Genomic DNA, 14542 nt, shown 5'->3' on the forward strand with positions numbered 1-14542 from the left:
CGTTGCATTTTCGCCACAATGCGTTGCTTAAAGGTCACGCAGTTGATTCGTCGTTTTTGCAGTGGCGATTCGTCTGGCCAGCTCTCCCAAAGGCAAGAGTTCGTCTGATTTTTCAGCTATTTGCAATGATGACCTGAAGTAAGGGTTTCGCTCCTTGGCGAAACCGGACGACAGTTCCCGCCTCTGCCTGTCACTCGCATGAAGGTCGTAATTGGCCGTGCATTTGACCAGGGCGCCGACCGTCGCTCGGGCGTGGAGATTGATGGGAATGATACAGGACGCGGTGTCGCCGGCGGCGAGCGACGAGACGGTTGTCAAGGTGACGGATCGTCGTGCTTCCTTTGCCCTACCTGGTCTGATCCTGGCCGGCGGCGCGCTTTTGTGCGCCATCGCGACCTTGCTGATGCTTCTCGGGCTGACGCCAGTCGCCCCGACATCATCCGTCGTTTTCACCTCGGTCGTTATCAACGGACTTTTCGTCCTGGGTCTGATCGCTCTGATCGCCCGCGAAGTGGCGCGCCTGATGAAGGCACGCAGCCGTGGTCGCGCGGCAGCCCGCCTGCATATCCGCATCGTCGTTCTGTTCTCGATCGTCGCGATCACACCGGCCATTCTCGTTGCCATCGTTGCCAGCCTGACGCTCAATGTCGGCCTGGATCGCTGGTTCGGCGTGCGCACACAGCAGATCATCAGCTCCTCCCAGAACGTCGCGCAAGCCTATCTGATGGAGAATGCGAGCTATCTGCAGGGTCAGACCGTGTCGATGGCAAACGATCTGGAGCGCAACCGTTCGCTCTTCAATCTCGATCGCACCGGCTTTGCCGACTTGATGACCCGTCAGGCACGCGGGCGCGGCTTGCTGGGTGCATTTCTCGTGCGCCGCGACGGCAGCGCCATTGTCCAGGCCGAGATCAAGACCGAACGTCCGCTGCCGGCCATTCCAAAAGACGCGCTTGATTCTTCGGCCAACGGGCAACCGACTCTCATCCCGCCTGGCGTGACCAATCTTGTTGGCGCTGTCATCAAGCTCGATGAAATACCCGGCGCGTTTCTCTACACCGTTCGGGCGGTCGACCCGCGCGTCATGAATGCCATGCGGATGGTGGAGGACAATACGGTCGAGTACAAGGCGATGGAAGAAGGGCGCATGTCGCTCCAGATCGCTTTTGCCGTTCTTTATATCGGCTTTGCTCTCATCGTACTTCTGGCGGCGATCTGGACAGCCATCGCAATTGCCGATCGTATCGTCAGGCCCATCCGTCTCCTTATCAGCGCTGCGGATAACGTTGCTTCGGGGAACATGAACGTGCTGGTGCCGGTGCGCTCGGCTGACGGCGACGTCGGCAGCCTGTCGCGCACCTTCAACAAGATGATCTCGGAAATTCGCACGCAGCGCGATGAAATCCTTGAAGCGAAGGACGAGGTAGACGACCGACGCCGCTTCATCGAGGCCGTGCTATCGGGTGTGACGGCGGCCGTGATCGGTGTCGAGCACGATCGGCGCATCACCATCGTCAATACTTCGGCTGAAGATCTACTGACGCTCAAGAGCGACGAGCTCATCGGCAAGAATCTGTCTGATATCTCACCAGAGGTCGATCAAGTCGTGACGGAAGCGACGACGCGCCATCGCAGCGATTTCCGCAAGCAGATCAGCCTTGTTCGCGGCGGAACGGTACGCACGCTCAGCGTTCAGGTAACGCGTGAGGAATCGCGCGATGCCAACGAGTCCTATGTCATCACACTCGATGACATTACCGATCTCGTCATAGCGCAACGCTCGACCGCCTGGGCCGATGTCGCCCGCCGCATTGCCCATGAGATCAAGAACCCGCTGACGCCCATTCAGCTGTCGGCCGAGCGTATCCGTCGCCGTTTCGGCAAGAACATCGCCGATGCCGACCGTCCTGTCTTCGACCAGTGCACGGATACGATCATCCGGCAGGTCGGTGATATCGGCCGCATGGTCGACGAGTTCTCCTCCTTCGCCCGCATGCCGAAGCCGACCATGGAGCCGACCGATCTGCGCGATATTCTGCGCGACGCCGTGTTCCTGCGCGAAATGGGCAATACACATGTCCAGTTCGGGCGTGAGCTGGGCGACGAACGGCTCGAGGGCATGTTCGATGCGCGAATGCTCGGCCAGGCCTTCGGCAATCTCATCAAGAATGCCGTCGAGGCAATCGAAGGCGTACCGAGCGACCAGGCTCGCGAGCAGCCGAAGATCCTCGTGCGCTCGTCGCTCGATCCGGATCGTGATCGCTTCACTGTCGACGTCATCGACAATGGCCGCGGCCTGCCGGTGGAAAACCGGCACAGCATTCTCGAACCCTATATGACGATGCGCGAGAAGGGCACGGGCCTTGGCCTCGCCATCGTCAAGAAGATCATTGAAGACCATGGCGGGCAGATCGAACTCCACGACGCGCCGGCCGATTTCGACCAGGGCAGGGGGGCCATGATCCGCGTGCATCTGCCGCGCCGTGAGCAAGCCGCCGTCGCCCATACAGAAAATGACAAGGAAAGCGTCTATGGCATCTGATATTCTCGTAGTCGACGACGAGGAAGACATTCGCGAAATCGTTTCGGGAATTCTTTCGGATGAGGGGCACGAAACTCGCACTGCGCATGACAGCGACAGCGCGCTCGCCGCGATTTCCGATCGCGCGCCGCGGCTGATCTTCCTCGATATCTGGATGCAGGGCAGCAAGCTCGACGGTCTGGCGCTATTGGATGAGATCAAGGCGCGCCATCCGGAGCTGCCCGTGGTTATGATTTCGGGTCATGGCAATATCGAAACGGCCGTCTCCGCCATCAAGCGCGGCGCTTTCGATTTCATCGAAAAGCCGTTCAAGGCCGATCGCCTCATCTTGATTGCAGAGCGTGCGCTCGAAAATTCCAAGTTGAAGCGCGAAGTCTCCGAGCTGAAGCGCCGCACGGGCGACGCCGTTGAATTGATCGGCACGTCGGTAGCCGTGTCGCAGCTGCGCCAGACCATCGACAAGGTTTCTCCCACCAACAGCCGCATCATGATCTTCGGTCCATCGGGCTCCGGCAAGGAGCTTGTGGCCCGGATGATCCACAAGAAGTCAACGCGCGCGAATAGCCCCTTCGTGGCGTTGAACGCCGCCACAATCACGCCGGAGCGCATGGAAATCGCCCTGTTCGGCACCGAAGGCTCGCCGGGGCAGGCGCGCAAGATCGGGGCCCTGGAAGAGGCCCATCGCGGCATCCTCTATCTCGACGAAGTCGGTGAAATGCCGCGCGAGACGCAGAACAAGATCCTGCGGGTGCTCGTTGACCAGCAGTTCGAGCGTGTCGGCGGTTCCAAGCGGGTAAAGGTGGATGTGCGCATCATCTCGTCCACGGCCTACAATCTCGAGAGCCGCATTGCCGAGGGTCTGTTCCGCGAAGATCTCTATCACCGCCTAGCTGTCGTGCCCGTCCGCGTCCCGGCTCTTGCCGAGCGCCGGGAGGATATTCCCTTCCTCGTGGATCAGCTGATGCGCCAGATTTCGGAGCAGGCGGGCATCCGGCCGCGTCGCATCGGTGACGACGCCATGGCCGTGCTGCAGGCGCATGATTGGCCTGGCAACATCCGCCAGCTGCGCAACAATATCGAGCGGCTGATGATCCTGGCGCGCTCTGACGGCGCAGAAACGCCGATCACGGCGGAAATGCTGCCGACCGACCTCGGCGACATGCTGCCGAAGGTCTCCGCCAAGAATGATTACCACATCATGACATTGCCGCTGCGCGAAGCCCGCGAAATGTTCGAGCGCGATTATCTCATCGCTCAAATCAACCGGTTCGGCGGCAATATCTCGCGCACGGCGGAATTTGTCGGCATGGAACGCTCGGCACTCCATCGCAAGCTGAAGTCGTTGGGCGTCTGAACGGCCGCCCGACATTTCGAACATCACAGAATTCGGATCAGGGGCTTCTATGCCGAGAATAGCTTATGTCAACGGCCGCTATGTCAAGCACAGCGATGCCATGGTGCATATCGAGGATCGCGGCTATCAGTTCGCCGATGGCGTCTACGAGGTGTGCGAGGTTCGTCATGGCGTGATCGTCGACCTGACGCGCCATCTCGATCGCCTCAACCGTTCGCTGGGCGAGCTGCGCATCGCCTGGCCGATGACGCGCCAGGCATTGGTTCTCGTGATTCGCGAGACTTTGCGCCGCAACCATGTCCGCGACGGCCTCTTCTACCTGCAGGTGACGCGCGGCGTTGCCCGTCGCGATCACGTCTTCCCGCCGGCCGGCACGCCATCCTCGATCGTCGTCACCGCCAAGAGCACCGATCAGTCCGTGATCGCCAAGAAGAACGCCAATGGCATCAAGGCGATCACCGTCCGCGACAACCGCTGGGATCGCGTGGATATCAAGTCGGTCGGACTGCTTCCGAACGCGATGGCCCGTCAGCAGGCCAAGGAGGCCGGCGCGCAGGAGGCGATCTATATCGATCACAACGGCATGGTGAAGGAAGGTGCGGCGACCAACGTCTGGATCGTCGATCACGACGGGAATCTCGTCACCCGCCCGGCCGAACACGGCATCCTGCGCGGCATCACCCGCACGACGCTGATGGACGTTGCAGCCAAGCTCGACGTGACGATCGTCGAGCGATTTTTCTCGGTCGAAGAGATGATGAAGGCCCGCGAAGTCTTCATCACGGCGGCGACAAGTATCTGTTTTCCGGTCGTTTCTATCGATGGAGAGACGATAGCGAACGGTCATCCGGGCAGCATGTCACAGAAAATTCGTGAAGCCTTTTTCGACGTTGCGGAAAAGACTGCGATTTGATACCAACATTCGCTGGGGGGAGAGAATGAGGGTATCTCCCGTCCGGGACCTCTGTATACCATGACATTCAACCGGCTCAGGTCGGCAAAAAAGAAAGAAGCGGCGCGATGGCGGAACGTTCTCAGAACTTGCAGGACTTGTTTCTCAATACTGTTCGCAAGCAAAAGATTTCACTCACAATTTTCTTGATTAACGGCGTGAAGCTCACAGGTGTCGTAACCTCATTCGACAATTTCTGCGTCCTGCTCCGCCGCGATGGCCATTCGCAGCTCGTCTACAAGCATGCGATCTCGACGATCATGCCGGGTCAGCCGATGCAGATGTTCGAGAGCGAAGAAGCCGCATCTTAACCGGGACTTGCCGTTATCACGACACGCGATACCAAAAACGATTCCCTCATCCCGGAGACCGTAAAACACCGGGATGACATGCGCGCTGTTGTCGTCGTGCCTGTGCTGAAACAGGCGCGCGCCGCGCGTTCAGCTCAAGCCGACAGTGCCATCTCCGTTTCACGCCCGCCCGAAAGCCGACTGGAAGAGGCAAAGGGGCTTGCGCTGGCCATCGATCTCGATGTCGTCAACGGCTCAATCGTTCCCATCAACGATCCGCGGCCGGCAACGCTGCTGGGAACTGGCAAGATCGAGGAAATCCTTGCACTGCTCGACGAGTTCAACGCCGGCCTCGTGATCGTCGATCATCCGTTGACGCCGGTACAGCAGCGCAATCTTGAAAAGGCATGGAACGCCAAGGTCATCGACCGCACCGGCCTCATTCTCGAAATCTTCGGCCGCCGCGCCTCCACCAAGGAGGGTACGCTGCAGGTCGAGCTTGCGCATCTGAACTACCAGAAGGGCCGGCTGGTTCGAAGCTGGACCCACCTTGAACGCCAGCGCGGCGGTGCCGGCTTCATGGGCGGCCCGGGTGAAACCCAGATCGAAGCCGACCGGCGCATGCTGCAGGAACGGATCATCCGGCTGGAGCGCGAGCTCGAACAGGTGGTTCGCACCCGCCAGCTTCATCGCGCCAAACGCAAGAAGGTGCCGCATCCGATTGTGGCTCTCGTCGGCTATACCAATGCCGGCAAGTCGACGCTCTTCAATCGCATTACCGGCGCCGGCGTGCTCGCGGAAGACATGCTGTTTGCGACGCTCGATCCGACGCTGCGCCGCATGAAGCTGCCGCATGGCCGCACGGTCATTCTCTCAGATACTGTTGGCTTCATCTCCGACCTGCCGACTCATCTGGTGGCCGCGTTTCGCGCAACGCTGGAAGAGGTGCTGGAAGCCGACCTGATCCTGCATGTCCGTGATCTCTCGGATGACGACAATCAGGCCCAGAGCGCTGACGTGATGCGCATTCTCGGCGATCTCGGCATTGGCGAGGCCGAAGGCGCCGAGCGCATCCTTGAGGTCTGGAACAAGATCGACCGCCTGGAGCCGGAAGCTCACGATGCCATCGTCCAGAAGGCGTCGACCGCGGAAAACGTCATTGCCGTCTCAGCGATAACAGGCGAGGGCGTCGATCGTCTGATGGATGAAATCAGCCGGCGCCTTTCCGGCGTGCTGACGGAAACGACGATCACCTTGCCCGTCGAAAAGCTGGCGCTGCTGCCCTGGCTTTACAATCACGCCATCGTCGATAACCGCGAGGACAATGAGGATGGCACGGTGACGCTCGACGTCCGACTCACAGAGACCGAAGCGGCTGAATTGGAGCGGCGCATGGGCAACGGCCCGAAGCCGCAACGCGAAGATTGGGAATAGACGGCTTTTACGCCAACTTGACACCTGCCAGCTGCCGCTCGATGGCCTTTGCTGACTGCCAGATTTCTTCCATCCGCTCCAGCGAGGCGCCTTCCAGCGTCTCGCCTTTAGCCTCGAGCGTTGTTTCGATGTGATGGAAGCGGCGGCGGAATTTGGTGTTCGTGCCGCGCAACGCCTGTTCGGGATCGGCGTTCACATGCCGGCCGATATTGACGACAGCAAAGATTAGATCGCCGAGTTCATCGCTGACCTTGGCCTTGTCGCCGCTTGCAAGCGCTGCCCGCAATTCGCCGATCTCCTCCTCGATCTTGTCGAGGATCGGCTCCGGCGCAGACCAATCGAAACCCACCTTGGCGGCGCGCTCCTGCAGTTTCAAGGCTTCGGTCAGGGCAGGGAAAGTCCGCTGCACTGAACCCAGGAAACCGGCCTTGAAATCTTCAGTGATACCGCTCTTGGTGCGGCGTTCGGCGCGTTCCCGCTTCTCTTCGGCCTTGATCCGGTCCCATTGCAGCGTCACCGCATCCTCGGTCTTGGCATCGGAGACGGCAAAGACATGTGGATGGCGACGGATCATCTTGCGGGTAATGGCGTGCACGACATCACCGAAGGAAAATGCTCCGGCCTCCTCGGCGATTCGCGCGTGGAAGACGACCTGCAGCAGGAGATCGCCGAGCTCGTCGCAAAGATCGTCGTTATCCTTGCGCTCGATCGCATCCGCGACCTCATAGGCCTCTTCGATCGTATAGGGCTTGATGGTTTCGAAGGTCTGGACGATGTCCCAGGGGCAACCGCTCTCCGGGTTTCGCAGCGCCGCCATGATGTCGATCAGACGGGAAATGTCTCGCGATGCTTCCATCATTGCCTCTGGTCTTGCTCTATCAATTCAAAGGGATGTCGTTGCCGCTCTTCGAGGCCTGGTAGTTGTCGGAGAGATCGGCATAGGCCTGCTTGATGCGTGCTGTCTGGTCTTTGAGCTCGCCTTTGCGTGGATCCGCTTCCGTCTCCACCAGGTCGGAGATGGCAAAGCTGTTCCAGAATGCGTTTTGGCGACGATAGCCGCCCGGCTCCAGGCCGAAGACTTCCTTCAGGATCTTGAGATCGTGCGGGATTGCGAAGGCGTCCCGCGAATCCTCATGGCTAAAGAAATAATAGAAATTATCGAAGCCGGCCCAGGTGATGGCGGACATGCACATGGTGCACGGCTCGTGCGTGGACAGGAAGATCAGATCCTTGGTCGCCGGCTTCTCGCCAAGCTCGTAGAAGCGTTTGAGGGTGTGAACCTCGCCATGCCAGAGCGGGTTTTCCAATTCATTGTTGGTTTCCGCAACGACTAGTGAGAGATCGGACTTCCGCAGGATGGCCGCGCCGAAAACCTTGTTGCCGGCAGCCACGCCTGTGCGGGTCAGGGGAAGGATGTCATGCTCGACGACATTGAGGAGGCGTGCAGCGATGCTATTGTCAGGCAAGGGTTTTCTCCAGCGATTTTCGCTGCAGTCTATCGGGATTGCAAATGCGGCGGTATGCGTAAATAACTTAAAGACTATGTTTGCCACAAGCAATAAAGCAGCTCGGCAATGGGGCTAAGTCATAAAAATCTATAAATTTTATAGGCTTATTGCGATCTGCTCGCCTGGTGAGTTTTGCTCAAATCCTTGGCATGTCGAGCAAAAGAATACGCGCATGCATGGGCATTAGAATTTCTGTTTCTTCAATCTCTTGGCCGCAGGGGCGATATTCGCTAAATCTTGAAGTGGAATAGTGATGCCTCCCAGGACTGAACAGCTTTCGGTGTTTCCCGCTTTCTTCCGCGTGGAAGGAAGGGTGGCGGCTGTCTTCGGTAATGGCGACGAGGCCTCTGCCAAGGTGCGACTGCTTTTGAACACGCAGGCGAAAGTTGTTGCCTTTACGCCGGCGCCCGAGGCTGACTATCATGCTTTCCTCATCGCCAACCGCATCGAAACTGTACGTGGCGATTTTTCACCCGATCAGGTCAAGGGCGCGACGCTCGTCTTTGCCGCCACTGGCGATGCGGAAGCTGATCGCGCTATCGTCGATGCGGCTCGCGCCGAGCGAATTCCGGCAAACGCCGTCGATCAGCCCGATTATTGCGATTTCTATACGCCGGCGCTGGTCAACCGCGCGCCTGTTGCCGTTGCCATCGGCACCGAGGGTGCCGGACCTGTGCTGGCGCAGATGATCCGTGCGCAGATCGATCAGATGCTGTCGCCGTCGCTTGGCAAGCTTGCAGAATTGGCGACGCGCTTCCGCAAACCGGTCGATCGCCTCGTGCCGCGTGGCGTTGCTCGCCGCATCTTCTGGCGGGAGTTCTTTTCCGGATCCGTCGCCGACGCCGTCAATGCCGGTCATGTCGTGCAGGCGGAACAAGCAGCCGATGAGCTGCTGCGGTCGTCGCGTGAGGTCGAGGGTCGCGTCTGGCTGGTCGGTGCCGGCCCAGGCGCCGAAGATCTGCTGACGCTGCGGGCGCAGCGCGTCATGATGGAAGCCGATGTCATCGTCTACGACGCGCTTGTGCCGCAGGCGATCGTCGACATGGGCCGCCGCGATGCCGAGCGCCTATCCGTCGGCAAGCGCAAGGGTTGCCACAGCAAATCGCAGGAAGAGATCAACGATCTGCTGGTGCAGCTCGGCCGTGAAGGCAAGCGCGTCGTGCGGCTGAAGTCCGGCGATCCGCTGGTTTACGGCCGTGCCGGTGAGGAAATGGCGGCTCTGCGCGCTGCCGGCATTGGCTATGAGATCGTTCCGGGCATCACCTCGGCTTTCGCCGCCGCTGCCGATTTCGAGTTGCCGCTGACGCTGCGTGGCGTCGCCTCGTCGCTGGTCTTCACAACGGGTCACGATCTCACAGGCGATGTGCTGCCCGATTGGGCGAGTTTGGCCGTATCCGGCGCCACGATTGCCGTGTATATGGGACGTACGGTTGCCGCTTCCGTCGCCGGCCGTCTGATGCAAGCTGGCCTGCCGCCCGAGACGACCGTTGCCATCATCGAGAATGCGAGCCGGCGTGATCGCCGACTGATGCACGGAATATTGCGGGATCTGCCCGATCTCGAACACCGCGATGAGCTGGGTGGGCCGGTCATGGTCATTATCGGCGATGCCGTCGCCGGTGCGAATTTTGAGCAATCCGAGCCGCTGGTCCGTCGCGAGACCGCTGCTCAAGACTATGCAAGGAGCTGATTGATGGTCGACAAGGTTCTGACCGCAAACCGGCTCACCGATGGCGTCGCCGTCTGGCTGAACGCAAATGGTGAGTGGGTGACATCGCTGCAGGAGGCGCTTGTCGCTCGCCATGCCGAAGCGGAAGCCGCACTGGAAGCGATCGGCAAGCAGGCCTATGCTGACAACAAGGTCGTCGACGTCAATCTGATCGACGTGCAGGAAACCGGCGGCAAGCTTTGGCCGCTGCGCCTGCGTGAGCGCATCCGCGCCGAAGGTCCCACCATGGAATACGCGCCGGGCTATGCCGCCGCCGATCCCGATTTCATTGCAGTCTGAGAAGTCCCGAGGAAGTCATGTATCGTTACGATGAATTCGACCACGCCTTTGTTGCGGAACGGGTTGCCCAGTTTCGCGATCAGGTGGAGCGACGCCTCTCGGGGGAGCTTTCGGAAGACGCCTTCAAGCCGCTGCGCCTGATGAACGGCGTCTATCTGCAGCTGCACGCCTATATGCTGCGGATCGCCATTCCCTATGGCACGCTGAGCTCGCGCCAGATGCGCATGCTCGCCCATGTCGCCCGCACTTATGACCGCGGCTATGGCCACTTCACCACGCGTCAGAACCTTCAGTTCAACTGGCCGAAGCTTTCCGAGATGCCGGACGCGCTTGCTGATCTCGCTTCGGTCGAGATGCACGCCATCCAGACCTCGGGCAACTGCATTCGCAACGTGACTGCCGACCATTTTGCCGGCGCCGCGGCTGATGAAGTCGCCGATCCCAGGCCCTATGCCGAAATCCTGCGCCAATGGTCCTCCGTTCATCCGGAGTTCTCCTTCCTGCCGCGTAAGTTCAAGATTGCCGTCACCGGCGCCGAGCGCGATCGTGCCGCCATTCAGGTGCATGATGTCGGCCTGCATCTGAAGAAAAACGACAAGGGCGAGATCGGTTTTGCTGTCTATGTCGGCGGCGGGCAGGGGCGTACGCCGCTGGTTGCCAAGCTGATCCGTGACTATTTGCCGGAAGCGGATCTTCTCTCCTACATCACCGCCATCATGCGCGTTTACAATCTGCATGGCCGCCGCGACAACAAGTACAAGGCGCGCATCAAGATCCTCGTGCATGAAACGGGCGCCGAGGAACTGGCACGTCAGGTCGAAGTCGAGTTCGACAAGCTGCGAGACACCGAGCTGAAGCTGCCGGAAGCCGATGTCCAGGCCATCTCGGCCTATTTCGCGCCGCCGGCGCTGCCGGAGCGCCCTGAAGGCTGGGAAAGCCTGGCGCGCTGGAGGAAGGCCGATCCGGCCTTTGCCCGCTGGGTGCAGCAAAACGTGCAGCCGCACAAGAACCCCGATTACGGCATGGTGACAATCTCGCTGAAGCCGATCGGCGGCATTCCTGGCGATGCGACGGATGTCCAGATGGACGCTGTCGCCGATATCGCCGAGGAATATGCCTTCGACGAAATCCGTGTCAGCCATGAGCAGAATCTCATCCTGCCGCATGTTGCACTGGCAGATCTCGAAGCCGTCTATCGCGGCCTCGTCGCTATCGGCCTGGAGACGGCCAATGCCGGCCTGATCACGGATATTATCGCCTGTCCTGGCCTCGACTATTGCGCGCTTGCCAATGCGCGCTCCATTCCGGTTGCGCAGGAAATCTCTACGCGTTTCGGTTCGCCCGAGCGCCAGGCGGAGATCGGCGAGCTGAAGATCAAGATTTCCGGCTGCATCAATGCCTGTGGCCATCACCATGTCGGCCACATCGGTCTGCTCGGTGTGGAGAAGAAGGGCGCAGAACTCTATCAGATCACGCTCGGCGGCTCCGGCGACGAGAATACCTCGATCGGTGAGATCATCGGCCGCGGCTTCGAGCCCGACAAGGTGACCGACGCGATCGAGACCATCGTCGACACCTATCTCGGTCTTCGTCTGGATCCCTCCGAAACCTTCCTCGCCGCTTATCGCCGCGTCGGGCCGCAGCCGTTCAAGACCGCGCTTTACGGCGCGTCCTCGTCGGCAGCCGAAGCAGCGTAAGGAGATTGACCATGACCAAGATCTGGCGTGAAACAGGCTTCGTGGAGCATGATCCGTGGGTCATCGAGACTGACGAGGTCAAGGCAACCGAGGCGCAGAAGCCGCTGCTTGGCCTCGATGCGTTGATCGCAAAGGCGGAAGAGAGCAATGAGGCCGGCCTCGGCGTCGTCATCAAGCCAGCCGACGACGTGACACGGCTGCAGCCCTATCTCGATCGTCTTGATATCGTCGCGGTTGCTTTTCCGGCATTCAACGATGGCCGCGCCTTCAGCCATGCCTCGCTGCTGCGCCAACGCCTCGGCTACGCCAATGAGCTGCGCGCTGTCGGCGACGTGCTGATCGACCAGATTCCGCTAATGCTGCGCGTCGGCATTGATAGTTTCTCGGTGACGAATGAAACAGCACTGAGGAGGTTGGCGGAGAACCGCCTTCCGGGCATTCCGCATTACTATCAGCCGACCGCGCGCCGCGCAGAAGGCGGGCAGGCCTATAGCTGGCGGCGATTGCCGGCAAAGTCGGCCTGATGTCGAAAGGCGGCCGTTGCGGCAATTTGATGGTGTCGGATTGCCGTATTCAAGCCTTTCGAATTATGTACGCTCGGTGATATGGAAACTTGACTGGAATAGGCATATTTCAGTCCCGTAACGTCGGTTGGAATGGAATGCCTTTCAAAACCGGCTATATTGTTATATCAGCGTCGCGAAATGAGCCTGCCAGGGAATACGTGCCCAGGAAGAACGCGTAAGACTAATACGGGATTCGAGACAGAATGAACGCCCCCGCAAAGACAGATGAATTTGCTTCAGCAGTACCCGCCGGCGTCTTCGCCGAGAAGGTGCTGAGCGTCACGCATTATACCGATCGGCTCTTTCGCTTCACCATGACCCGGCCGCAGGGCTTCCGTTTCCGCTCGGGCGAGTTCGCCATGATCGGCCTCATGGTCGAGGGGAAGCCGCTTTATCGTGCCTATTCGATCGCGAGCCCTGCCTGGGCCGACGAGCTTGAATTCTTTTCCATCAAGGTGCCGGACGGTCCGCTGACCTCACACCTGCAGAACATCAAGCCCGGCGACGAAGTGCTGATGCGCAAGAAGCCGACGGGCACGCTGGTTCTGGATGCGCTGACGCCTGGCCGTCGGCTCTATATGTTCTCGACCGGCACCGGAGTTGCGCCATTTGCGAGCCTTATCCGCGATCCGGAAACCTATGAAAAATTCGAGGAAGTCATCCTCACCCACACGACGCGCGATGTTGCCGAGCTGAAATACGGCTTCGATCTTGTCGAGGAAATCCGCAATGACGAGATCCTCAGCGAAGTCGTCGGCGATAAGCTGCGCCACTATGCGACCGTCACCCGCGAGGAATTCCCCTTCAAGGGCCGCATCACCGATCTCATCGAAAACGGCAAGCTTTTCAGCGACCTCGGCGTTCCGCCGCTGGATCCCGCGATCGATCGCGGCATGATCTGCGGCTCCTCCGCCATGCTGAAGGACACCAAGGGCCTGCTCGAAAAGGCCGGCCTGAACGAAGGTGCCAACAACAAGCCGGCCGAGTTCGTCATCGAACGCGCTTTCGTCGGTTAAGCGAATTGTTCCAATGCATGAAAAAGGCGGTTTCGGCGACGAAGCCGCCTTTTTCATGCATTGTTGAGATAATCGATGAGTGCGGCCATGGCTGTGCGTGCCTTGTCGGCATCGCCGTCCAGGATGGCGTCTATCGCCTGAACATGCATGGCAATCGCGCCGCCCATGCGGTCATGCGTTCCAGTCGAATACCACAGCCGGCGCGCATGTGTTTGAACTGGGGCGAGCGCTGCCGTGATGAAATTGTTGGGGCAGGCGGCTTCCAGAATTTCATCGAATGTCTTGTCGGCGGCGAAAAAACCGGGCAGGTCGCCGGTACCGGCGCATTCCTCCATCCGTCGGGCGCATTCCCGCAATCGCTCCCGCTGCTGCGGATCGGCATAGGCGGCGGCGAGCGCGGCGGCAATCGGTTCCAGTTCGCGCCGCACCTGCATGACATATTGATGATCTTCCGGACGAATTTCCGCGATTTGCAGGCCGACGCGCGGGCGCACATGGATCAATCCCTGCCAGGCCAGCTTCTGAATGGCCTCGCGCACCGGCGTTCGTCCGTGTCCCGCCATCTCGATCAGCTGCTTTTCGGTCACAAGGCCGCCTGGCTTCAGCTCGAGCGACACGATCGCATATTCCAGCGCGAGATAGGCAAGATGGCTGAGCGAATTCTGCATCCGAAATCATGTCCGGCTTATGCGTGAGGGCACACAGTGTCATCTGGCCTCGTCGAAGGCAACGGTCGTGACACGTCAACAAGGCCGGCTTGGCGGTCCGTTCAAATCGCCGTACCGGAAATCGTCGTCCCTAAGGGCCGACGATTTCGGGATATTTCGCAAGTGGAGCAAAGGAGCCGCGTCGTTATTGGCCGAGTGCGGTGGCAAGGGTGGGCGGTCTTCGTTTGGCGGCCATGAGCAGGTCCAGCTCGGTGGACGACGGGCCGAACTTGTAGAAGAGGCGTTTTGCCTCCGCATCGTCGAGACGATATTTCCGTGCAAACTCGGCAATACTGTATGGGCGGCCGCGGATAACTTTGCGGGCGGTTGTCCGATTGGTGTTTTCTATCATGTTTCCAACCTCCTTTCGGTTCCTCACCCGATAGATAGCGCCAAGGTGGAGCTTGGAAAGACCTTGAAAGTCGCGTTGCCTCCGCTAAAGGCAGCCTTCCGCCGGGGCTCACGCAA

General features: G+C 59.8%; 14 protein-coding genes. 10 read left to right on the forward strand and 4 right to left on the reverse strand.

Annotation, left to right across the window (positions count from 1 at the left end):
* Positions 1–268 precede the first annotated feature (268 nt).
* From FHT73_RS23500 to hflX, 5 genes are all read left to right on the forward strand, one after another.
* A complete protein-coding gene (locus FHT73_RS23500) occupies positions 269–2542 on the forward strand; it encodes a PAS domain-containing sensor histidine kinase (protein WP_112338342.1) in 2274 nt (757 codons plus the stop codon).
* On the forward strand, positions 2532–3896 hold the full coding sequence (locus FHT73_RS23505) for a sigma-54 dependent transcriptional regulator (protein WP_183715183.1): 1365 nt from the start codon (positions 2532–2534) through the stop codon (positions 3894–3896). Before FHT73_RS23500 ends, FHT73_RS23505 begins: the two co-directional genes overlap by 11 nt.
* A 49-nt stretch (positions 3897–3945) precedes the next feature.
* The gene (locus FHT73_RS23510) at positions 3946–4809 is read left to right on the forward strand and encodes a D-amino-acid transaminase (protein ID WP_183715185.1); all 864 of its coding nucleotides are present in this window, start codon (positions 3946–3948) and stop codon (positions 4807–4809) included.
* A 107-nt stretch (positions 4810–4916) separates the two neighbouring features.
* Complete coding sequence (gene hfq / locus FHT73_RS23515) at positions 4917–5159, forward strand: RNA chaperone Hfq (RefSeq protein ID WP_003539403.1); 243 nt, start codon at positions 4917–4919, stop codon at positions 5157–5159.
* A gap of 78 nt (positions 5160–5237) precedes the next feature.
* The gene (gene hflX, locus FHT73_RS23520) at positions 5238–6572 is read left to right on the forward strand and encodes a GTPase HflX (protein ID WP_183715187.1); all 1335 of its coding nucleotides are present in this window, start codon (positions 5238–5240) and stop codon (positions 6570–6572) included.
* A 7-nt stretch (positions 6573–6579) separates the two neighbouring features.
* On the opposite strand, the gene mazG is transcribed toward hflX, so the two are convergent.
* Both mazG and FHT73_RS23530 read right to left on the reverse strand, forming a co-directional pair.
* Positions 6580–7428 carry a nucleoside triphosphate pyrophosphohydrolase gene (gene mazG / locus FHT73_RS23525; protein ID WP_183715189.1) on the reverse strand — a complete coding sequence of 283 codons (849 nt, stop codon included), beginning with the start codon at positions 7426–7428 and terminating at the stop codon, positions 6580–6582.
* 22 nt (positions 7429–7450) lie between these two features.
* Positions 7451–8038, reverse strand: a complete 588-nt coding sequence (locus FHT73_RS23530; protein ID WP_183715191.1) for a nucleoside deaminase — start codon at positions 8036–8038, stop codon at positions 7451–7453.
* A gap of 295 nt (positions 8039–8333) precedes the next feature.
* On the opposite strand from FHT73_RS23530, the gene cysG reads away from it, so the two are divergent.
* The 5 genes from cysG (at position 8334) to FHT73_RS23555 (ending at position 13367) form a co-directional block, all read left to right on the forward strand.
* A complete protein-coding gene (gene cysG, locus FHT73_RS23535; RefSeq protein WP_183715193.1) occupies positions 8334–9770 on the forward strand; it encodes a siroheme synthase CysG in 1437 nt (478 codons plus the stop codon).
* A 3-nt stretch (positions 9771–9773) separates the two neighbouring features.
* Positions 9774–10088 carry a DUF2849 domain-containing protein gene (locus tag FHT73_RS23540; RefSeq protein ID WP_015339836.1) on the forward strand — a complete coding sequence of 105 codons (315 nt, stop codon included), beginning with the start codon at positions 9774–9776 and terminating at the stop codon, positions 10086–10088.
* 17 nt (positions 10089–10105) lie between these two features.
* Entirely contained in the window at positions 10106–11785 is a 1680-nt protein-coding gene (locus FHT73_RS23545) for a nitrite/sulfite reductase (RefSeq protein WP_183715195.1), read from the forward strand.
* 11 nt (positions 11786–11796) lie between these two features.
* Positions 11797–12309, forward strand: coding sequence for a DUF934 domain-containing protein (locus FHT73_RS23550; RefSeq protein ID WP_112338349.1), 513 nt, complete (start codon positions 11797–11799; stop codon positions 12307–12309).
* Positions 12310–12554: 245 nt separating this feature from the next.
* Positions 12555–13367: a ferredoxin--NADP reductase gene (locus FHT73_RS23555; protein ID WP_112338350.1), complete on the forward strand. Its 813-nt coding sequence runs from the start codon at positions 12555–12557 to the stop codon at positions 13365–13367.
* A 53-nt stretch (positions 13368–13420) separates the two neighbouring features.
* On the opposite strand, the gene FHT73_RS23560 is transcribed toward FHT73_RS23555, so the two are convergent.
* Positions 13421–14035, reverse strand: a complete 615-nt coding sequence (locus FHT73_RS23560; protein ID WP_183715197.1) for a GntR family transcriptional regulator — start codon at positions 14033–14035, stop codon at positions 13421–13423.
* Between the two features lie 184 nt (positions 14036–14219).
* Positions 14220–14426 carry a hypothetical protein gene (locus tag FHT73_RS23565; protein ID WP_112338352.1) on the reverse strand — a complete coding sequence of 69 codons (207 nt, stop codon included), beginning with the start codon at positions 14424–14426 and terminating at the stop codon, positions 14220–14222.
* Between the last annotated feature and the right edge of the window lie 116 nt (positions 14427–14542).

It is taken from the genome of Rhizobium sp. BK098, assembly GCF_014193155.1.
GTDB lineage: Bacteria > Pseudomonadota > Alphaproteobacteria > Rhizobiales > Rhizobiaceae > Rhizobium.